Annotated in this window: 16 protein-coding genes; 8 read left to right on the forward strand and 8 right to left on the reverse strand. The window is 71.3% G+C overall.

What is annotated here, in order from left to right; all coding sequences use genetic code 11:
* Nucleotides 1-8 precede the first annotated feature (8 nt).
* From ACQP1N_RS28930 to ACQP1N_RS28950, 5 genes are all read right to left on the reverse strand, one after another.
* Nucleotides 9-953 carry a LysR family transcriptional regulator gene (locus ACQP1N_RS28930; RefSeq protein ID WP_433227659.1) on the reverse strand — a complete coding sequence of 315 codons (945 nt, stop codon included), beginning with the start codon at nt 951-953 and terminating at the stop codon, nt 9-11.
* Between the two features lie 285 nt (nt 954-1,238).
* Nucleotides 1,239-2,198 (reverse strand): DNA-3-methyladenine glycosylase family protein, encoded by a 960-nt coding sequence (locus ACQP1N_RS28935; RefSeq protein WP_242608616.1) that lies wholly within the window; start codon nt 2,196-2,198, stop codon nt 1,239-1,241.
* A 5-nt stretch (nt 2,199-2,203) separates the two neighbouring features.
* Nucleotides 2,204-3,271: a sugar phosphate nucleotidyltransferase gene (locus tag ACQP1N_RS28940; protein WP_067805832.1), complete on the reverse strand. Its 1,068-nt coding sequence runs from the start codon at nt 3,269-3,271 to the stop codon at nt 2,204-2,206.
* A 32-nt stretch (nt 3,272-3,303) separates the two neighbouring features.
* On the reverse strand, nt 3,304-4,452 hold the full coding sequence (locus tag ACQP1N_RS28945; RefSeq protein ID WP_433227660.1) for a glycosyltransferase family 4 protein: 1,149 nt from the start codon (nt 4,450-4,452) through the stop codon (nt 3,304-3,306).
* 163 nt (nt 4,453-4,615) lie between these two features.
* Entirely contained in the window at nt 4,616-5,320 is a 705-nt protein-coding gene (locus tag ACQP1N_RS28950) for a class I SAM-dependent methyltransferase (RefSeq protein ID WP_067805834.1), read from the reverse strand.
* A 66-nt stretch (nt 5,321-5,386) separates the two neighbouring features.
* On the opposite strand from ACQP1N_RS28950, the gene ACQP1N_RS28955 reads away from it, so the two are divergent.
* The gene (locus tag ACQP1N_RS28955) at nt 5,387-6,355 is read left to right on the forward strand and encodes a lysylphosphatidylglycerol synthase domain-containing protein (RefSeq protein WP_433232832.1); all 969 of its coding nucleotides are present in this window, start codon (nt 5,387-5,389) and stop codon (nt 6,353-6,355) included.
* Nucleotides 6,352-6,675, forward strand: coding sequence for a thioredoxin (trxA, locus tag ACQP1N_RS28960; protein ID WP_067805837.1), 324 nt, complete (start codon nt 6,352-6,354; stop codon nt 6,673-6,675). Before ACQP1N_RS28955 ends, trxA begins: the two co-directional genes overlap by 4 nt.
* Here the strand turns inward: trxA and ACQP1N_RS28965 are convergent.
* The 3 genes from ACQP1N_RS28965 to ACQP1N_RS28975 form a co-directional block, all read right to left on the reverse strand.
* On the reverse strand, nt 6,656-7,738 hold the full coding sequence (locus tag ACQP1N_RS28965) for a glycosyltransferase family 4 protein (RefSeq protein ID WP_433227661.1): 1,083 nt from the start codon (nt 7,736-7,738) through the stop codon (nt 6,656-6,658). The genes trxA and ACQP1N_RS28965 overlap by 20 nt on opposite strands.
* Before the next feature lie 4 nt (nt 7,739-7,742).
* Nucleotides 7,743-8,678, reverse strand: a complete 936-nt coding sequence (locus ACQP1N_RS28970) for a glycosyltransferase family 2 protein (protein WP_242608622.1) — start codon at nt 8,676-8,678, stop codon at nt 7,743-7,745.
* Between the two features lie 140 nt (nt 8,679-8,818).
* On the reverse strand, nt 8,819-10,879 hold the full coding sequence (locus ACQP1N_RS28975; protein WP_433227662.1) for a hypothetical protein: 2,061 nt from the start codon (nt 10,877-10,879) through the stop codon (nt 8,819-8,821).
* 137 nt (nt 10,880-11,016) lie between these two features.
* Here ACQP1N_RS28975 and ACQP1N_RS28980 point away from each other — a divergent pair, with 137 nt between their 5' ends.
* The 6 genes from ACQP1N_RS28980 to ACQP1N_RS29005 all read left to right on the forward strand — a co-directional run bounded on the left by ACQP1N_RS28980 (nt 11,017) and on the right by ACQP1N_RS29005 (nt 21,535).
* Complete coding sequence (locus tag ACQP1N_RS28980) at nt 11,017-11,859, forward strand: TIGR03089 family protein (protein WP_433227663.1); 843 nt, start codon at nt 11,017-11,019, stop codon at nt 11,857-11,859.
* A gap of 111 nt (nt 11,860-11,970) precedes the next feature.
* The gene (locus ACQP1N_RS28985; protein WP_433227664.1) at nt 11,971-13,392 is read left to right on the forward strand and encodes an LCP family protein; all 1,422 of its coding nucleotides are present in this window, start codon (nt 11,971-11,973) and stop codon (nt 13,390-13,392) included.
* A gap of 12 nt (nt 13,393-13,404) precedes the next feature.
* On the forward strand, nt 13,405-14,565 hold the full coding sequence (locus ACQP1N_RS28990; protein ID WP_433227665.1) for an acyltransferase family protein: 1,161 nt from the start codon (nt 13,405-13,407) through the stop codon (nt 14,563-14,565).
* Nucleotides 14,566-14,581: 16 nt separating this feature from the next.
* Nucleotides 14,582-15,736 carry an acyltransferase family protein gene (locus tag ACQP1N_RS28995; protein WP_433227666.1) on the forward strand — a complete coding sequence of 385 codons (1,155 nt, stop codon included), beginning with the start codon at nt 14,582-14,584 and terminating at the stop codon, nt 15,734-15,736.
* Nucleotides 15,737-15,837: 101 nt separating this feature from the next.
* A complete protein-coding gene (locus ACQP1N_RS29000) occupies nt 15,838-18,033 on the forward strand; it encodes a bifunctional glycosyltransferase/CDP-glycerol:glycerophosphate glycerophosphotransferase (protein WP_433227667.1) in 2,196 nt (731 codons plus the stop codon).
* A 97-nt stretch (nt 18,034-18,130) separates the two neighbouring features.
* Entirely contained in the window at nt 18,131-21,535 is a 3,405-nt protein-coding gene (locus ACQP1N_RS29005; RefSeq protein WP_433227668.1) for a bifunctional glycosyltransferase/CDP-glycerol:glycerophosphate glycerophosphotransferase, read from the forward strand.
* Nucleotides 21,536-21,545 lie beyond the last annotated feature (10 nt).

Below are 21,545 nucleotides of genomic sequence, written 5' to 3' on the forward strand. Positions count from 1 at the left end.
CGACCTGATCAGGGTGCGCCGCGGACGCAGCTGGGACGGCGTTCCACCAGGGCGTCCGCCGACTTGCGCAGTTCTTCGAGGACGGCCCGGACCGACGGCCGCACCTCCGCGCCGACGCGCGTCCACATGACCATGCGGCGGTCCACCGGGGCGTCGGCCACGTCGCGGACGACGATGCCCTCCTCCCGCTCGGCGAGCGCCAGGTCGGGGATGAGGCAGACGGCGCCGCCCGCCGCGACCATCGCGAAAACGATCAGCAGATCGTTCGACCGGTACCGGACGTCGGGCCGGAAACCGCCGAGCTCGACACAGGTCCGTTCCAGCAGATCGGCATGGTTCGTCCCGACATGTCCCGTGACCCACGGGCAGTCCGCGAGGTCGGCCAGCCGGACCGGCGCCCCGCTGCGGGCGAGCGGGTGATCCTCGGGCAGCGCGACCCGCATCATCTCGGTGACGAGCACCTCGGACGTCAGCTCGGGACGCCGGGGACGCGGCAGATGCGAGTACTCGTCCGTCAGCACGACATCGATCTCCTGGAGGACGAGCGCCTGCAGAACCCGGTGGAACTCCTCGTCCAGGACGTCCACCACGAGTTCCGGATACGCCTTCGCCAGCCGCGGCAGGGCGGGCGCCAGCACGTGCAGCAGCGCCGTCTGGAATCCCACGAGCCGCACCACCCCGGCGACCCGGCCGCTCGCCGCGACCGTCGCCTCCTCCGCGCGCTTGGCCTGCGCCAGCAGCGTCTCGGCGTGCTCGGCGAGCACCTCGCCCGCCACGGTCAGCCGCAGCCGCCGCCCGGCCCGCTCGACCACCGGGACGCCGACGTCCCGCTGCAACTGCGCGAGTTGCTGCGACACCGCGGACGGGGTGTATCCGAGGGCGTCGGCCACGGCACCGAGCGTCCCGCGCAGCTTGAGCTCGCGGAGCACGCGCAGCCGCCCCAGATCCAACATAGTGAAGCGATTCTTACACAATCCCTGCAGTAATCGTCGCTGGACCTGAATGTTGGACGGAGTCAAACTGTAGCTGCGGCGGAAAGGGCGGAGACCCCGCCTCACCCGATCGCACCGCGCGCGGGAACGCCACTGCGATCCCAAAGGACAAGAACATGCTGCTCGTGCTCGCCCTCATCATCGCCCTCGCCGTCCTCGGCCCGCTGTTCGGCGCGGACAGCCGCGACGGCCTCGACTGGACCCCGGACAACTTCTGGCTGCGCCGCCGCCGGGCCCCCGAGCCGGTCAGAACGACCGGTAGTCGCGGACCGGCAACCGGGGGCCGCGCCTCGGCGGGCGCCTCCCGGACGATTCCAGCAGCCGGATGACCCGGTACCGATGACCGGCGTAGGGCTCCAGCAGTTCGAGCATCCCGGCGTCGTCGACCTTCCGGCCCGCCAGTGCCAGGCCCACCAGGGCGGGCAGATGGTAGTCGCCGACGGAGACGGCGTCGGGATCACCGGCCGCCCGCTGCCGGATCTCGGCGGCCGTCCAGACCCCGATGCCCGGCAGCGACCGGAGCCTCGGCCCGCTCGGCTCCGCCTCCAGCCGCCCCGCGACCCGTGCCGCCCCGATGATCGTCCGGGCCCGGACGGCCTCCAGCCCGGACCGATGCCACTCCCACGAGGGAATCCGGACCCACACCTCCGGCGGCGGGGGCACCCGCATGCGCGGCGCCCCCGGCGCGGGCTCCCCGAACCGGCGCAGCAGATACCCCCAGCCCCGCCAGGCCTCCTCCGCGAGCACCTTCTGCTCCATGACGGCCGGCACGAGCGCCTCGAAGACCCGCCGGGTCCTCCCGATCCGCAGCCCGGGCCGCTTGCGCACCTGCTCCCGGACGACGTCATGCCGCGCGGCGAACTCCTCCGGGACGTCATCGGCCCCCAGTAGCTCCGGCACCCCGTCCAGGAGCCACTCGGCCCCCGCTCCCCAGGCGGTCGCCTCGACGGCGTCCCCCGCCCACCGAAGCCGCAGCGTCCCCGGCCCCCCGGGCGTATGGGACGCGCGCCAGACGGCCCCGTCCCGCTCGACCCGGAACGCCGGATCATGCGGCCCCCGCCGATGCGGCGACAGCGTGCCGAGAAGATCCAGCGGCCACGGCGGCCGCCACTCCCGGACCCGGCCGGGGAGACGCCCAGCGGTCTTCTCCCCGGCCGCCCCGGCCTTCGCCGGGGACCCGGCAACGGGGTCGCTCCCCTGCCTCATCTCCGTCAGGTGTCGGTGGAGAAGCGGATGGCGGTCGGGGGGAGTTTTATGCCCGGCCACACGCGGAGGCCGGTGCGGAGTTCGTTGCCGGGGCCGACCACGGCGCCGTCGCCGAGGACCACGCCGTCCAGCACCGCGCCGGGACCCACGCGGGCGCCCCGGCTGAGGACCGAGTCGCGGACCGTGGCGCCCTCGGCGACGAACGCGTCCTCCAGGAGGACGCTGCCGAGGACGGTGGCGCCCGCTTCGATCACGGCGTGGCGGCCGACCGTCGTACCGCCGCGCACGACGGCGCCCGGAGCCACGCGGGCGCCGGGGAGGGTCAGGCGCTCGCCCGGTTCGCCGGGCATGGCGGGTGAGGCCAGGGCGCCCAGGACGAGGTCGCGGGAACCCTGGATGAACGCTTCGGGCGTGCCGACGTCCAGCCAGTAGGCCGACTCGACGTGGCCCATCACGGTGACGCCGGACGAGATGAGCGACGGGAACGTCTCACGTTCGACGGAGACGACCTCGTCCTCGGGGATCGCGTCGATGGCGGAGCGGCGGAACACGTAGCAGCCCGCGTTGATCTGGTTCGTCACCGGGTGGGGCGTCTTCTCCAGGAACGCGGTGACGCGGCCGTCGGCGTCGGTGGGCACGCAGCCGAAGCGGGACGGGTCGTCGACCTCGGTCAGGTGGAGGGTGACCGCCGCGCCGGACTCCTCGTGCAGCTTCACCTGGGCGCGCATGTCGTGGCCGGACAGGATGTCGCCGTTCAGGATCAGGACCGGGTCGTCCGGGCCGCAGGTCAGCGCGCGGGCGGCGTTGCGGATGGCGCCGCCGGTGCCGAGCGGTTCCTTCTCGCTGACATAGGCGAGGTCGACGCCGTACGCGTGGACGCCGAAGGCCGCCTCGAACATCTCGGCGCGGTAGGACGTGGCGAACACGATCCGCTCGACGCCCGCCGCGTGTGCGCGCGCCAACTGGTGGGCGAGGAACGCCACGCCGGCGGTGGGGAGCAGGGGTTTCGGGGTGGAGATCGTCAGGGGGCGCAGGCGGGTGCCCTGGCCTCCCACCAGGAGGATCGCTTCCACTCGGTTCCTTTCTCCACGCGGTTGGAGCGAGCCTAGTGGGTGCGGGAGGCGGCGTACTGCTCGACCGCGCGCCGGTATGAGGCCATGTGCGCCGCCGCGGACGCCGACCAGGAGAATTCGCGGGCGCGGGTCTGCGCGGCCTCGGCGAGGTCGGCACGGCGAGCCGGGTCGTCGATGAGGGAGGACAGGGCGTCCGCTATGTCGGCCGGGTCCGGTTCGGTGTAGGCGACGGCGTCACCGCCGACCTCCGGGAGGGGGCCGCGGCGCGTGGTCAGGACGGGCGCGCCACAGGACATGGCCTCCAGGACGGGCAGCCCGAAGCCCTCGCCCCGGCTCGGGAGCGCGACGACGAGGGCGCCGCCGAACAAGCCCCGGAGGGACGGCCACGGCAGGTAGCCGGGCCGCACGACGCGCAGGTCCAGGGGGACGGTGGCCAGGGCCGCGTCGACCTCGTCGTCCCAGCCGCCGGCGCCCGCGAGGACCAGCGCCGGGGCGTCCGGGCGCCCCGCGCAGGCCCGGACCCAGCCGCGGATCAGGTTCGGGACGTTCTTACGCGGCTCCAGCGCCCCCAGGTAGGCGATGTAGGGGCGGCCGTGCAGGCCGAGACGGCCGGAGACCTGCTTGATCTCCGCCTCGGACGGACGGTGGAACACCTCGTGGTCGACGCCGTGGTAGGCGACGTCGATGTGCGCCGGGTCGGCGCCGAGGACGCGCACCAGTTCGTCACGGGTCGCGCGGGACGGCACGATCAGCCGGGTCGCGCGGCGCGCCGCGGTGCGGGTCGCCGACTTGACGTAGGACGTGCGAACCGGGTCGTGCGGCTCCGGCTCGGCGAACAGCGTGACGTCGTGGATCGTCACGACCGTCGGCAGGACGGCGCTCACCGGCATCGTGTAGGTGGGCAGGTGGATGACGTCCGCGCCGACGCGTTCGGCGACGTGCGGCAGCCCCGACTGCTCCCACGCGAGCCGGGTGGCGCGGTGCGCCAGCGCCGCCGGGCCGGCGACGACCCGGGCCCCGGGAACGAGGTCCCGGTAGCGTTTCTCGTCCGCCCGCTGGCAGGCGACGGCGAGGTCGGCGCCCTGCGCGTGCAGGGCGTACAGCAGCCCATCGACGTACCGGCCGAGCCCGCCGCGGTCGGCCGGCACGGCGGTGGCATCGAGCAGAATCCGAGGCGCCACGGTCCACTCCCCCATCCAGCGCGGTGGCGTAGATCACCCTTTACCCTCCGAGCCTACGCCCGCCGGGGACACGCTCGGGTGATCTCATTCCACGTAAGTCACAGGGGCCCCTACCCCATGGTCATCGCTTCATTGTGGGGACCGCCCCCCACACCCCCGGCAACTACCTCTTACGCGCCTGAACAAGCACGATGCTGCCGCGCTCATTCGGGGCCGTGCGGTCGGCGAGCGCGACGAGCGGGGCCAGCGGCGCGGCGGCGTTGAAGCCGACCTTCCCGCCGTGGGCGGACAGCGACAGGTAGAGCCGCTCCGTGGCGGCCGTACGGAACTGGTAGCTGTACCTGACCAGGTCCAGGCCGCGCTCGTCCATCAGCTTGCGCAGGCTCTCGTGGGTGTAGGTGTGCTGGACGTGGTACTTGGCCTTGTGCGCGTCCCGCAGTTTCGGCCAGGCGTCGGCGCGGCTCAGCACGTCCGCGGACATGAAGATCTGGCCGCCGGGCTTGAGCACCCGCGCCATCTCGTCCAGGGACCTGCCGCCGTCGTCGAAGTGCTCGATCGCGCACACCGACAGGACCGCGTCGAACGAGCCGTCCGCGAACGGCAGCCGCAGCGCGTCGCACTCGATGAGCGCGGGTGCGTTCGCGAGCGTCCGCCCGTAGGTCATCTTGCCGCGGGCGAGGTCGATGGAGACGGCGTCGGCGCCGCGTTTGCGCGCCCGCCCCGCCCAGTAGCCGTCGCCGCCCGCGACGTCGAGGACCCGCTTGCGGCGCAGGTCCCGGCCCATCCAGCCGAGCAGCGTCCCCGCCTCGCGGTACCGGCACACGTGCACCTGGTGGCCCATGAAGGCGACCACATCGGAAATCTTCATCGTCCCCAACTGTAGGCGGAGCGGACGGCCGCAAGGTCACGTTCGCCTACGCTGGGGCCCGTGAAGATGAAGGTCGTCGCCGTCCGGGGCCTGCGCGTGTTCCTGGTGATACTCGCGCTGGCGTTCTGCGGCTACAGCGTGGCCTCCCAGTGGGACGCGACGGTGCGGGCGTTCCAGCAGATGTCCTGGGCCGCGCTGGCCGGGGCGCTGGCCGCGGGGCTGGCGGGCCTCTTCGTCTGGATGCTCGGATGGCGGACGTTCCTCGCCGGTCTCGGCTCGCCGCTGCCGGTGCGCGCCATGTTCCGCATCTCCGGCATCTCCCAGCTCGGGAAGTACGTCCCGGGCAAGGTGTGGGCGCTGGTCACGCAGATCGAGATGACGCGCGAGCACAAGGTGCCGCCGGAGCGCAGCTTCGGGTCCACGATGCTGGCGGTGGCGACGTCCACGGCGTGCGGGCTGGCGGTCGCGGCGGTGACGCTGCCGCTGACGTCCAGGGCGGCCCGCGACGAGTACTGGTGGCTGTTCCTGTCGGCGCCCGTCCTGATGATGCTGCTGCATCCGAAGATCGTGACCTGGGCGCTCGGGACGATGCTCAGGCTCATCCGGCGCCCGCCGCTGGAGCACCCGGTGAGCCTCGGCGTCACGCTCCGCGCCATCGGCTGGACGGTCCTCGGCTGGGCCCTGTTCGGCGTGCACACCTGGCTGCTGTGCGTGGCCGCCGGCGGCGACGGCAAGGGCCTGCCGTTCATCGCGACCGGCGCCTACGCGCTGGCGTTCGTCGCCGGCTTCGTCGTCTTCATCGCGCCGGGCGGCATCGGCGCGCGGGAGGCCGCCCTCACGCTGGTGCTGACACCGGTGCTGCCGGCCGGCGCCCCCGTCGTCGTCGCGATCGCGTCCCGGGTGCTGCTGACCGGCGCCGACCTCATCAACGCCGGTGTCGCGCTCCTGCTCGGACGTACCGCGCCGGACACCGGGAATGAACAGGACTCCAAGGAGCTTGTGCGGGGGACGCAGCCGACGAAGGAGGCACCATGACGGCCCCGATCACCGTGACCGACGCGACGTTCGCGGACGAGGTCCTGAACAGCGACATCCCGGTGCTGGTCGACTTCTGGGCGGACTGGTGCGGGCCGTGCCGCATGATCGCGCCCATCCTGGAGCAGATCGCCGAGGAGCAGGGCGGCAGGATCCGGATCGCGAAGCTCGACTACGACGCGAACCCCGTCACCCCGAACAAGTACGGCGTGCTGGGCCTGCCCACCCTGCTGCTCTACAAGAACGGCGAGGTCGTGGAGCAGATCGTCGGCGCCAAGCCGAAGCGCGCACTGCTGAAGGTCATCGAGCCGCACCTGTGAGCGCGTCGATATAGGCGGTCCAGAGCGGGCCGTGGTCGACCGGGCGGACGCCGGAGCGCAGGCGCTCCGGCTCCCCCGGAGCGTAGAAGCGGCGGAGGGCGGCGGCCAGGGACGCGGCATCGTCCGGTGCGCAGATCAGGCCGTCCACGCCGTCGCGGATCTGCGTGCCGAACCCGCCGACATCGGTGGCGATGACCGGCAGGCCGTGCTCGTGGGCCATCCACACGTTCTGCGAGGAGGTGGCCGACCGGTAGGGCATGACGAGCGCGTCGGCCGCGGCGAACAGTCCCGGGATGTCGGCCGCCGGGACGTATCCCGGACGCAGTTCGACCCGCGAGGTCAGGTCCAGGGAACCGATCAGCTCGCGGGTCTCGTCCAGGCCGCCCCAGAACTCGCCCGCGACGGTCAGTGCCACCTCGTCCGGGCCTTCGGCGAGGGCGCGCAGCAGGACGTCCAGGCCCTTGTACGGGCGGACGATCCCGAAGAACAGCAGCCGCCGGCGCACCTTCCCGGCGGCCGGCGCGGAGGCGGCGGCGACCGGCAGGTGCGCGGCCATCTCCGCGACCCGCACGGGACGGGACGTGAGCGTCCGCGCGATGTCCGCCTGCGCCTCGGTGTGGACGAGGACGCCGTCCACCTTCCGCAGCAGCCGCCTCATCAGCGGCTCGTCATACGGCTTGCGCTCATGCGGCAGGACGTTGTGGCACAGCGCCACCACCCGCGTCCTCCCCCGCAGACCGGCGAGTATCCCCAGGTAGGACGGCACCTGAACGGTGCTCAGCAGCACCAGCACGACCAGGTCGGCCGAGCGCAGCGCGCGGCCGGTGCGCCACCAGCCGTCCGGGCGGCGCCAGTCGAGCCGGTGCCGGGTGGCGGGGAACGGCTCGCCCTCCGGTTCGGCGATCGTCTGCCGCCCCGGGTACAGGAACCTCGGATACTGGGCGCGCCACGACTCGATGACGACCTCGTGCCCGGCCGCGGCCAGCCGGTGCGCCAGCTCGGTCGTGTGCCGGGCGCCGCCGCCCTTGTACGGGAACGCCGGCCCGACGATCGCGATGCGCATGCCGCTAGACGTCGCCGCGCGAGCGGACGATCAGGTCGGCGAGCAGCGCCAGCGACGCGATGATCAACCCGGTCACGAAGATCATGATGGTGTTGTTGGCGAAGTAGCCGAAGTGCACCACCATGTCGAACACGCCCTTGAGCAGCCCGATCACGATCAGCCACAGCGCGGGCGGCATCAGCACCTTGAGCGGGTTGAAGTACATGACCATCCGCAGCACCTGCAGGATGTAGCGGTAGGCGTCCTTGGTGAAGTGGAACTTCGACTTCCCGGCCCGCTTGGCGTAGTCGATCGGCATGTACCGGACCGGGTGCTGGTTCGACAGGAACGCGATCGTGATCGTCGTGACGCAGGAGAACCCGGGCGGCAGCAGCCGCAGGTACGGCAGCGACACCTCGCGGCGGAACGCGCGCAGCCCCGAGTTCAGGTCCGGGATCTTGGTGTTGGTGAGCCGCTCGGCGACCTTGCGGATGAACCACTTGGCGGGGACCCGCAGCACCTTGTGCGTCCCCTCCTCGGTGGTGCGCGCCCCGACGACCTGGTCGACGGACGGGTCGGTGTCCAGCACGTCCACGAGCTCGGGAATCCGCTCGTTCGGGTAGGACATGTCGGCGTCCGTCCACACGACGATGTCGCCGCGGGCCTGCTGGGAGCCGATGCGCCGGACGGTGCCCGAGCCGCTGTTGTGCTGGAACGCCACGATCCGCATGTTCGGGAAGCGGGGCTCCGCCTCGCGCAGCCGGGCGAGCGTCTCGTCGGTCGAGCAGTCGTCGACGGCCAGCAGTTCGTAGGTCTTGCCGCTGGCGTCCATCGCCTCGCAGATGCGCTCGACCTCGTCGATCACATGGTCCTGCTCGTTGTAGCAGGGCAGGACGATCGTGACGTGGACGGGTCCGGACGCCGGCTCCGCGGGCTCGGGCTCGGCCGCGGGGGCGGGCACCGAGGCGGGCTCGGCGGGCGCGGTCTCGGACGTCGGCTCGGCAGACTGGGTGCTCACGCAGCGCGAGGATACTCGCCCTGGCTCACCTAGGCAGACGTATCCCTTCCGGGAGACGGCCCCCAGAGCCCCCGGACGGGCCGTCAAGACGCGGCGGGCTCGGCGATCCACACTTCCATGAACAGTCCCCACGTCGCGCCCGGCGGCCCGGTGAGAGTGCGGCCGTCCTGCCGCGTCCGCACCGAGAGGACCCGGTGCGGCGTCCCGTACGGCGCGACCTGCTCCGGTTTCGCCGCCATGAGCACCGGACGGCGCCCGGCCGCGAACACGCCGGCGACGACCCGCTTCACGTCGGCGGACGTGGTGCCCCCGGCCGTACGCGCCGCGGGCAGCCCGCACATCCCGCGCACGACCTGGAGGAACCGGTCGGCGGTGGACTGCTCGATCACCACGACCGAGCCGCGCGCCGGCAGTTCGTCGCACATCTCCTCGACGGCGCCCACCTCGTGCTGCTCCGTGCGGGTCATCAGGAGGCCGCTGGACGTCAGCACGATCGGCACCAGCATCAGCGCGACACCGGCGACCGCGCCCCCGCGCACCAGCCCCGGCCCGTACCCGAGGCGGCGGACCCGCCGCGCCGCCCAGGCCGACGCGAACATCGTGAACAGCAGGAGGCCGGGGATCACGAGCCCGATCAGCCGCCGGGACGCCCACGGATGGTCGGGCGTGATCCCCGGCCGGATCAGCACCTGCGCGGTCGTCCAGACGATCACCGCGTAGGGCAGCAGCCATTCCGGCGACCGCCCGCGCAGCAGCCGCCGCGCCAGCACCGCCGCGCCCAGCGTCGCGAACAGCAGCGCGGGAAGGCCGATGTACCAGATGACCCAGTACAGGGACAGCTCGGAGTACTGCCGGGTTCCGTCCAGCGGGAGCCGGTGGACCCCCTGGACCAGCTCGATGAACCGGACGTTCAGCTCGTCGTCCTTCGTGGCCGGCACCCGGCGGACGGTCTGCACCAGCGGCCGGACCGCGAAGCCCGCCATCACCAGCACGGTGAGGACGGCGGCGGCGCCGGGCAGCCGGCCCCGCGCGACCGCCGGGCCCGTCCGGCGCAGCCACGCCCCCGTCCGGTCCCAGCGCAGCAGCACGACCATGGCGGCCGTCGCGGCGAACACCGCCGCGCTGATGGCCGCCAGCGGCCTGAGCGACGATCCGAGGTAGGCCAGGTACGGCCGGGACAGCGTGAGGCCCTCGGCCAGCCCGGCGCCGGCGCCGAGCAGCAGCCCGCCGGCGAGCCAGTACCCGGTGCCCCGCCGGAGCCCGATGAGAAGGCCGGCGAACGCGAGCACCGGCAGGATGTCCCGCAGCCCGTCGATGCGGACGAGCACGATGAGGCCGAGCGCGGCGCCCGCCAGGAACGCCTTCAGGCCGGCGCGCCGCCCCTCCTCCCGGCGGACGTCGTACATCAGCGAAAGCCCGCCCAGCAGCAGGATGATCGCGGGCAGTTCGCTGAACGTGCTGCGCGAGACGTAGAGCATCGGCAGTGTCAGCGCCAGCAGCAGCGCCCCGGCGGGCGCCCAGCGCGGGCCGGCGAGCCGCGCGACGAGCCCGGCGAACGCGAGCACGCCGCACGCGCCGAGCAGCGGCGCCATCAGCAGGATGCCGTGGGTGCCGCCGAGCCAGCCGCCGAGCGCGAGGACCAGCGGCATCCCCGCCATGAACTGCGGGACGATCGCGCCGCCGTCCTGGTAGAAGGCGGGGCTCGCGAACCGCAGTACGCCGTCCGCGCCGCCGAACGCCTCCCGCGCCTGCGGGATCGGCAGCGACCCGTGCTCGGTCAGCCAGACCGCGAACTGGACATAGGACGCCGGGTCGCGCCGGACGACGATCTGCTCTGCGCACATGACCACCTGGAGCACCAGGAACGCGGCCGTGATCGCGAGCACGCTCCCGGTCGTCCACCACGGCACCGCGTCCACTCCGCCGGAAGCATTGAGGCCGCCGCGCGGTCCGGGCGGCAGGTCACGCGGACGTGACCGCAGGCCGAGCCACAGCGTCACGGCCGCGGCCGGCACGAACAGCGCGATCGCCGGGACCGGCCGGAACACGCCCGCCATCAGCAGCGGCAGCGCGACCGCCAGCCACGCCACGACGAGCAGCGCCGGGGCCACCGTGACCCGGACGAGCAGCCGACCCGCGTTCATCGTCCCGTCCCGTGCTCGTCGGCGCAGTGCCCCGTGGCCTGCGGTTCGTTCAGGGGGTGGTCATCCACTCGTGCGGAGCGTAGCGGCACCGGCCGGGTGCTGGACCCCCGGCGATCACGCGGGCATACGCTCTGGCCATGAGCGCACACGTCGACGGCGCGGCCACGCCCGCGGAGCTGCTGCGGCGGCGGGTGGCCGGCGACCCGTCCAACCCGTTCGTCACCTTCTACGACGACGCGACCGGCGAACGCGTCGAACTGTCCGCGCGGACGTTCGACAACTGGGTCGCCAAGACGGCGAACTTCCTGGTGGACGGGCTGGGCGCCGAACCGGGCAGCCGCGTCGTGCTCGTCCTGCCGCCGCACTGGCAGACCGCGGTGTGGCTGCTGGCGTGCTGGTCGGCGGGGCTCGTCGCCGAGCCGGTCGACCCGGAGGCGGTCAGCGGACGGGACGGCGCCGAACCGATCGGGTCGTCCGGACCGTACATCCTGGCGGCGGCGCAAGAGGTGCTGGACGATGTGGTCGCCGATGAGGCGGCGGAGGAGATCGTCGGGCTGTCGCTGCACGCGCTGGGCGGTCCGCTGGCCGACTGCCCGCCCGGAGTGACCGACTACGCCGACGAGGTCCGCACCTACGGCGACAGGTTCACTCCAGGGCCGGAAGTGACGCCCGATGCTCCTGCGCTGAGTGTGACAAAGGACACATTGAGCGGGGCGGACCTGGTGGACACCGCCCGCAGGGCCGTCGAAAAACACGAGCTGGACGCGCGCGACCGCCTCCTGGTTGACGTGCCGTTCACCACACTCGACGGGGTACTGATGGGCTTGCTCGCACCACTAGCCTCGGGTGCTTCCGTCATAATCCAACGAAACTTTGATAAAGCCGCCCTAGATCGACGTCTGACCGTGGAGCATGTGACGGTGGTGGCCGGTCCACCCGGACCGAATCACGCATCCGGCTCCCCGTACCGGCTCGCCTGACCTACGCTCTCCTTGCCCTTGTCCCGTAACCCGACCCCTGAAAGCGGGCGATCCCCGTGTGGGGCTGACCCCCACACTCCCAAGAACCGCTGAGACCCGGACCACGGAGCGATGAACAGCAACCCGATGTACATGGAGTACGTCGACGACGCCGATCCGCAGCCGGCGCCGCGACGCGGCTGGCGCATCCTCGGATGGGTGTGCATCGGGCTGTCGGCGGTCATGGTGGTCGGCTCCCTCACCGCCTACGGCCTGTACCGCCAGGCGTTCGGGAACATCTCGCACGAGGACGTCAACGCCCAGCTCGGCCCCAACCGGCCGAAGAAGCTGAACAACGCGATGAACATCCTGGTGCTCGGCTCCGACACCCGCGCGGGCGCCAACGCCAAGTACGGCCGCTCGCTGAAGAACGAGCCGCCGCGGTCGGACACGATGATCCTGCTGCATCTGTCGCCCGGCGGCGGGCAGGCGATCGGCATCAGCTTCCCCCGCGACCTGATGGTCCGGATGCCGTCCTGCAAGAGCCGCAAGGGCACCGTGATCCCGGCGCAGACCCGCGCCCAGATCAACTCGTCGTTCACCAACGGCGGCGCGGCCTGCGTCATCAAGACGATCGAGAGCCTGTCCAACATCCGCATCGACCACTTCATGCAGGTCGACTTCAACGGGTTCAAGACCATCACGAACGCGGTCGGCGGCGTCCCGGTGTGCCTGCCGAAGGACGTCAACGACCCCAAGTCCGGGCTCCGGCTGAGCAGGGGCAAGCACGTGATCAAGGGCGAGACGGCGCTGTCGTACGTGCGCGTCCGGCACGGCCTCGGTGACGGCTCCGACACCGACCGCATCAAACGCCAGCAGAAGTTCATGGGCGCCCTCGCCAACAAGTCGATGAGCGCGGGCACGCTCAGCAACCCCAAGCGCCTCCTCTCGCTGATGAACGCGGTCACCAAGTCGCTCACCACCGACAAGGAACTGACGCCGCAGGTCATGATGGACATCGCCCAGGAGATGCAGGGCATGACCTCCGGCAAGCTGCGGTTCGTGACCGTCCCGTCCGGGCCCGACCCCCTCGACCCGAACCGGGTGGCGCTGAGCGCCGCCGCGCAGCCGTTCTTCAACGCCGTCCGCAACGACAAGACCGTGCCCAAGGAGCCCAAGCCGGGCACGTCGAAGATCCCGCCCAGCCAGGTGCGGGTGCGGGTCTACAACGGCAGCGGCATCGACGGGCAGGCCGGGCGCGTCGCCGACGACCTGGAGTCGCAGGGCTTTCAGGTCACGGTCGGCGGGAACGCTCCCGCCCCCACCGCGACCACCAAGGTGCTGTACGGCACCGGAGCCGACCAGCAGGCCCAGACGCTGACCGCGCTGATCCCGAGCAAGCCGCAGCCGGCCGTGCGCACCACGGGCGGCACGCCGGGCGTCGTCGACCTGGTCGTCGGACGTGACTGGACGAACCTGAAGAGCGCCGGCGGCGGCATCCCCAAGCAGCAGGGTGAGATCCGCGCCAGCGACGACATCTGCAAGGAGAGCTGACCGGGCGGCCCCATGACCTACACCTCCAGCCCCTCCGGAGCCGACACGGCCCCGCCCCCCGCACCGCCGGCCGGCACGGACCCGGCGCCACCCCCCGCCCCGGCGGCGCCGGGCACGCCGGCCGCCATCGGCGCCGCGGCGGCCGCGCAGGCGGCGCGCCCGCGCAGGCAGCGCGACCCGTTCTTCGACAACGCCAAGTACTTCGCGATCCTGCTGGTGGTGGCGGGCCACTCCCTGGCCAACCTGCTGAACGTCCCGATGGCCAAGGGCCTGTACATCTTCATCTACACGTTCCACATGCCGCTGTTCATCGTGATCACCGGCTACTTCTCGCGGAACTGGACGTTCTCCGGCGGCAAGGCGCGCAAGCTCATCATCAACGTCGGCGTCCCGTACGTGGTGTTCGAGGTCGCCTACTCGCTGTACGACTGGCTCGCCGGCCGCAACGAGCTGGAGATCAGCCTGCTGAACCCGTACTACCTGACGTGGTTCCTGATCGCGCTGTTCATGTGGCGGCTGTCCACCCCGGTCTGGCAGCAGATCCGCTGGCCGCTCGCGGTGGCGGTGCTGTTCGCGCTGCTGTCGTACATGAGCGACCTCGGCGGGACGTTCGACATCCACCGCGTCTTCGGGCTGCTGCCGTTCTACGTCCTCGGGCTCACGCTGCGGCCGGAGCACTTCGAGCTGCTGAAGAAGCCGATCGCGCGGCCGATCGGGGCGGTGGTGCTCGCCGCCGGCCTCGGCGGGACCTACCTCGTCATGGACCACATGTCGCGGAACTGGATCTACTGGAAGCACGCGCACTTCGAGCTCGGCGTCGGCAACTTCTACGGCACCGTGATGCGGCTCACGATGTTCGTCTGCGCGACCGTGTTCGTGGCGGCGTTCCTCAGCCTGGTCCCCCGGCGGCAGTACTGGTTCACCCAGCTCGGCGCCTACACCCTCTACGCCTACCTGCTGCACGGGTTCGTCACCCGGCTGCTGAACTTCACCGGCTGGTGGGGCGCGGACTGGATGCACACCCCGCCCGGCGTCATCATCGTGATCTGCGGTGCCCTGGTCGTCGGGACGGCACTGTGCTCCAAGCCCGTCGTCCGGTCGATGAGCTGGGCGCTGGAACCAAAGATGACCTGGGCCTTCACCCCCCTCCGGCGGCCGGGCCGACCGGGCTAGAACGGCGTTCTCCACCATGACCGACCTCATCCCGCCCCCGCGCACCCCCGAGTCCGCCTCGGCGCCGGGCGCCACCCCGCCGTCCGCCGCCCACCCCGGCGTCACCGTCCCCGACGGCACGACACCGGCGGGCGGGGCGCGGGCGCCCCGCGGCCGCGACGCGTACTTCGACAACGTCAAGTTCTTCCTGATCATGCTGGTCGTGCTCGGGCACTTCTGGGAGGTGTTCCGGAACGACAGCCATGCGGCGAACGCGGTCTACACCTTCGTCTACGGCTTCCACATGCCGGTATTCGTTTTCGTCTCCGGCTACTTCTCCCGCGGATTCATGCGGTCGCCAGAAAAATTCCGGGGTATTTTCCCGACACTGGTCGTGCCGTATGTGATTTTCAACGTGCTCTACCGCTTGCAGCTGGTGTTCATCAACGGCAATGACTTCCGGCTGCACGAGCTATTTCGCCCGCAGTTCCTGATGTGGTTCCTGGTCGCCCTCGTGCTGTGGCGGCTGAGCGCCCCGCTGTGGACGCACCTGCGGCACCCGGTCGCCGTCGCGATGGCGCTGAGCCTGATCGCCGGCAGCTGGAGCTTCAACTCCGACTCGACGCTGTGCCGGGCCGCGGGGCTGCTGCCGTTCTTCGTCCTCGGCCTGACGATCCGGCGCGACCGCGTCGAGGCGCTGCGCGGCCCGGGATGGACCCGCTGGGCCGGCACGGCCGTGCTGGTGGCGGCGCTGCCGATCGCCTACGTGTGGCAGCTCGGCAGCGTCGTCCCGAAGGTGGAGCGCGGTGTCCTGCTGTGGAACCGCGGCTACGAGCACATGGGCTTCAACGCCGTCGAGGGCATGGCGTACCGGCTTGCCGCGCTCGGCATCGCCGTCGTCCTCGGCATGGCGTTCCTCGCCGCCGTCCCGCGTGGCCGGGCCTGGTACACCAAGCTCGGAACGCGGACCATGTACGTCTATCTGATGCACGGCCTCGTGGTGAAGACGCTGGACTATGGCGGCTTCTTCAACGGTCACTTCTTCCAGACTCCGCTCGGCCTGGTCTCAGTCACGGCCGGCGCCCTCGCGCTCGGCCTCCTGCTCGCCACCGTCCCGGTGCAGCGCCTCACCCACTGGGCCGTCGAGCCCAAGGGGCGCTGGCTGCTCAAGCCCTCACATGGCGGGACATAAGATCTACCTAAGATCTGCGGGTATAGTCCAGATTCACCGAATAGCTGATTGGCCCACGCGTGAGCATTGATGACGACATCTCCTTGAGCATCATCGTGCCCGTGCACAAAGTGCAGGGGTACCTCCGCCAATGTCTGGACTCGATCCTCGATCCGGACCTGCCGAACCTTGAGGTCATCGCGATCGACGACGCCTCACCGGACGGCTGCGGGGAGATCCTCGATGAGTACGCCGAGCGCGACCACCGCGTCCGGGTGCGGCACCTCACCGAGAACGTCGGTCTGGGGGAGGCGCGCAATGTCGGCTTCGACATGGCGACCGGCGACTACGTGTGGTTCTTCGACAGCGACGACCACGCGACCGAGGGCGCCGTCCGGGCGATCCTCGACCGGCTCGCCGAGACGCGCCCGGACGTGCTGATGTTCGACTACGCGCGCTCCTACTGGAACGGGCGGGTCAAGCGCAGCATCATCAACCACCTGTTCCGGGAGCCGCCCGCGCCGGAGGTCTTCACGCTCGCGGACCGGCCGAGCCTGCTGGAGATGTTCACCTCGATCTGGAACCGGGCGATCCGCCGCGAGTTCATGATCGAGCACGGGTTGCGCTTCAACAGCGGCTACTACGAGGACGTCAGCATCACCTACCCGGTCCTCATGGCGGCCGAGCGGGTCAGCTTCCTCGACCGGGTCTGCTACATCTACCGGCAGCGCCGCCGCGGCGCGATCACCAAGACGGCGAGCGCCAAGCACTTCGACGCCTTCGACCAGTACGACCGCATCTTCGCGTTCATGGACCGGCTGGGCCCGAAGATGGATCCGTTCCGGCCGCTGATGTTCAACCGGACGATCTGGCATCTGCTGGTCATCCTCGAGCGCGCCGACCGCGTGTACCCGTCGGAGAAGCCGCGCTTCTTCGCCGAGATGTCCAAGACCTACAACCGGTACAAGCCGGCGGGGCACGTCCCGCCGGACGACGAGCCGAACCTCGCCGAAAAGCACCGCGCGATCGAGCGGAACGACTTCAAGGCCTGGGAGCGCATCAACTCCCCGACGCTCACCGCCAAGGCGAAGAAGAGCGGGCGCAAGGTCCGCAAGCTGCAGAAGCGCAGCGTCGTCCGCTCCAAGGAGCTCGCCAAGGAGCGCTACTACCGGCTGCGGCGGCGGATGCCGATCGAGGAGGACCTCGCCGTCTTCGCCGCCTACTGGTACCGGGGGTACGCCTGCAACCCGGCCGCGATCTACGAGAAGGTCCGCGAGCTGGCCCCGCACATCCGCTGCGTGTGGATCGTGAAGCCGGGCGCGCGCAAGACGATGCCCGAGGGCGTGGACTACGTGGTGGCCGGGTCGGCCGACTACTACCGGACGATCGCCGCCGCGAAGTACTTCGTCAACAACGTCAACTTCCCCGACTACCTGGTCAAGCGGCCGGGGCAGATCCACCTGGAGACCCAGCACGGCACGCCGCTGAAGAAGATGGGCCTCGACCAGATGGAGTACCCGGTCGGCGCGAACGACATGGACTTCAAGGCCCTGATCGAGCGGTCGGACCGCTGGGACTTCCTCGTCTCGGCCAACCCGCTGTCCAGTGAGGCGTGGGAGCGGGGCTTCCCGTGCCACTACGAGATGCTGGAGATCGGCTACCCGCGCAACGACCGGCTGGTGCGCGCCACCGCGCAGGAGCAGGCGCGGCTGCGCGACGAACTCGGCATCCCCGAGGGCAAGACGGCGATCCTGTACGCGCCGACGCACCGTGACTACCAGCGCCACTACAACCCGATGTTCGACATCGGGCGGTTCGTCGACCAGCTCGGCGAGAACCACGTCCTGCTGCTGCGGGCGCACTACTACTACAAGATCAAGAACATGGCGGCGGACCTGGGCTGGCCGGAGGGCCGGGTCCTCGACGTGTCCAAGCACCCGTCCGTCGAAGACCTCATGATCGCCTCGGACGCGCTGCTCACCGACTACTCCTCGATCATGTTCGACTACGCCAACCTCGGCAGGCCGATCGTGATCTACGCCAACGACTGGGAGACCTACAAGCTCACCCGGGGGGTGAACTTCGACCTCACGGAGTTCCCGCCCGGCGTGGTCACCTATACCGAGCCCGACCTCATCGAAGCGTTCGTGTCCCGGGCCCCCTGGGGGAGCGCCGCGGAGAAGAACCTCGCGGCGTTCCGGGCGCGGTTCTGCCCGTGGGACGACGGGCACGCGGCCGAGCGGGCCGTGCGCCGCGTGTTCCTCGGTGAGACGCTCGCGCCGGTGGCGTCCGGCTCCGGGGCGTCCGGCACGCCGTAGCGGCGGCGTACCGGACGCACATCACCTTCTCCCCTACCCCCTACCATCCCGCGACCGGACCGCCGTTTCCGGTTCGCCAGTGCTCGAAGGAGTGGGCATGGCCCCCCGCAGGATCAGTGTCATCGTGCTCGCGCATGGCGCCGGGGAGGGCCTCGGCGACGCCCTGGAGTCACTCGCGGCCCAGACGTTCCGGGACCTGGAGGTCCTGGTCATGGACGACGGCACCGGCGCGGCCGCGCAGGCACCGCTGCCCGACGACCGGTTCCGGATCGTCCGGCAGGGCGCGCTGAGCCGCGGTGCGGCCCGCAACCTCGGGGTGGCCGAGAGCGAAGGCGAGTTCCTGCTGTTCGCCGACGACGGCGACCCGATGCCCCCGGAGGCGATCGAGACGCTCCTCACCGCGCTGGAGAAGTCCGGGTCGGAGCTGGCGAAGGGCCCGGACGCGTTCCGCAAGTGGACCGGCCAGGTGTCGCAGTGGAAGGCGTGGAGCGACACCGCGGCCCCCGCGACGGGCACCGACCTGCGCCGCAGCCCGGACCTGCTGAGCGACCGCAGGATCACCGGGACGCTGCTGCGCCGCTCGTTCTGGGAGAGCGCCGGGCTGGAGTTCCCCGACCTGACCCGCCACGACGACCTGCCGGTCATGGTGCGGGCGCTGCATCTGGCGAAGTCCGTCGACGTGGTGCCGGACGTCGTCCTGCACCGCCAGTCGAAGCGCCATGAGCCGACCACCGAGCCGCAGGAGATCGCGGACGGCTTCGGCGCGGCGACCCTCGCGACGACGTGGGTCGCCGAGCGCGGCGATGCCAAGGACCTGCGCCGGCTTCAGCTCGCGCTCGTCTCGACCGAGCTGAAGATGTTCCTGGACGTCATGCCCGACCTGTCCGGCGACGAGCGCGAGCAGGTCGTGGCGCAGGCGGCGGCGTACGCCAAGGGCGTCTCGCCGAAGGTGTTCGCCGAGGCGCCCGCGCTGACCCGGCTGAAGTGGCACCTCGCCCAGGCCGGTCACACGATGGAGCTGGTGAAGGTCGTCCGGTACGAGCGCGGCAAGTCCTCGCCGTCGATCGTCCGGGACCCGCTGCGCCGTTACGTCGTCTACCCGTACTGGAAGGACGCCAAGCTCGACGTCCCCCGTGACGTGTACCGGGCGCGCGACGAGGTCAAGATGCGGGGCCGGGTGCACGCGGTGCGCTGGGAGGGCGACCGGCTCGTCGTCACCGGCGAGGCGTACATCAACTCGGTCAGCTCGCGCCGCCGCTGGACGTCGATCAAGACGGTGACGCTGCGCAACGGCCGCCGCAAGATCGTCATGAAGGCGCGGCAGACCCCGAAGCCGGGCAAGTCGTCCGGCGGCTGGACCGGCTTCGAGTTCTCGCTCGACGCCGGGAAGCTGAAGGAGCACGGCGACTGGACCGAGGGCACCTGGGAGGTGCACGCCTCGGTGCTGAACGCGGGCGTGTTCCGGCAGGGCCCGGTGCGCGGCGGCGGCTCGGGGACGGGCGCGCACCCGCCCTACCGGTACGTGGCCGACGATGTGCGCATCGTCCCGAAGGTCGTGGACGGGCTTCTGGTCGTGCAGGTGGAACGTGTCAGGGAGCGGGCGACGGAGCTGCGCTGGGAGGACGGCGCGCTGCTCATCGAGGTCGAGTCGGCCGGTGTCCCGCCCGCGGAGCTGCTGCTGACGCTGGGCGACTCGCGGGTGCCCGTCCCGGTGGCGGCCCGGGCCGGCGGCTGGACGGCCCGCATCGACCCGGCCGCGCTCGACGTGGACATCGAGCCCGACTCGATCGACGACACCCGTGACTGGACGCTGTCCGCGGACGGCCGGCCGCTCGTCCTCGCGGAGGGAGTCGAGGAGGCACGGCGCACGTTCGGCGCGCTGGAGGTGAGCACGGGCCGCGACGCGAGCGGGTACGTGCGGGTGCGGCGGACGACGGTGCGCCTGTCGGTGGACGACTGCGTGCTGCGTCCCGACGGGACCCTGTCGCTGACGGCGACGCACCCGGCGCACGCGTCCGGGCAGATCGTGGTGCGCGGCCGCGGGCGCCGCAAGGAGTACGCGTTCGACCTCCTCCCGGACGGTTCGGGCAGGCTGCGCGCCGAGGTCCCGGTCGCGGCCGTGCCGAGCGTCGCGGGCGTCCTGCCGCTGCGCCCCGGCCGCTGGGACGTGCTGTTCCGCCCGCCGGGCGAGCAGGCGCTGACCGTCCGGCTGACGGACGCCGCGCAGCGCGCGCTGCCGGGCCCGCTGGAGGTGGCGCGGCGCGGCTACGCGCTGGAGACCAAGGACGGCCGGCTCGTCGTCGCCGTCACCGGGGACGTGTCCAGCGAGGAGAAGAGCGCGGGCGTGAAGTACCGGGAGGAGGCGCGGCGCGGCGTGGCCCGCGAGGGGCTGCGCGACGCGGTGCTGTTCTCCTGCTTCAACGGGCGGCAGTTCTCCGACAGCCCGAAGGCGATCCACCAGGAGCTGCTGCGGCGCGGCTCGGACCTGGAGCAGCTGTGGGTCGTCAACGACGCGCAGGTGGAGCTGCCGGACACGCTGCAGGCCGTCCGGCTGAACGGCAAGGAGTGGCAGGAGGCGGTGACGACGTCCCGCTACATCGTCACCAACCACCGGCTCGGCGACTGGTTCCAGCGGCACCCGGACCAGATCGTCCTGCAGACCTGGCACGGCACCCCGCTGAAGAAGATCGGCAGGGACGTCAAGGAGGTCCACTTCGCGTACGCGCCGGGGATGAAGTCGGCGCTGCAGAGCAAGGACAAGCAGGCCGGCCCCGCCGTCCCCGAGTGGAGCCACCTGCTGTCGCCGAACCCGTTCAGCACGGAGATCTTCCGGCGCGCGTTCGCCTTCAAGGGTGAGATGCTGGAGGTCGGCTACCCGCGCAACGACCTGCTGTACAGTCCGGACACGGACGCGGTCGCGCGGTCCGTCCGGGCGCGGCTCGGCATCCCGGAGGGCAAGCGGGTCGTGCTGTACGCGCCGACGTGGCGCGACGACCAGTACTACAGCCGCGGCCGGTACAAGCACGACATGCGCCTCGACCTGGACCGCGCGCGCGCCGTCCTCGGTGATGACCACGTCCTGCTCGTCCGGCTGCACAGCAATGTGGTGGACGGCGTCCCCGAGGACCCGGACGGGTTCGTCCGCGACGTGTCGCTGTACCCCGACATCACCGAGCTGTACCTGATCTCCGACATGATGATCAGCGACTACTCGTCGGTGATGTTCGACTACGCCAACACCCGCCGCCCCATGCTGTTCTTCACCTACGACATGGCCGACTACCGGGACCGGCTCCGCGGCTTCTACTTCGACTTCGAGGCCGAGGCGCCGGGGCCGCTCGTGGAGACCTCCGACGACCTGATCGACGCGATCCGCGACGTCGACGCCGCCGTCGCCGGCCACAAGGAGCGCTACGACGCCTTCGTCGACCGCTTCTGCCCGCTGGACGACGGCCACGCCGCCGCCCGGACCGTCGACCGCGTCTTCGGGCCGGCGGACTGAGCACGGGAGG

The sequence above is a fragment of the Actinomadura formosensis genome (assembly GCF_050948385.1).
Classification (GTDB): Bacteria; Actinomycetota; Actinomycetes; order Streptosporangiales; family Streptosporangiaceae; genus Spirillospora; species Spirillospora formosensis.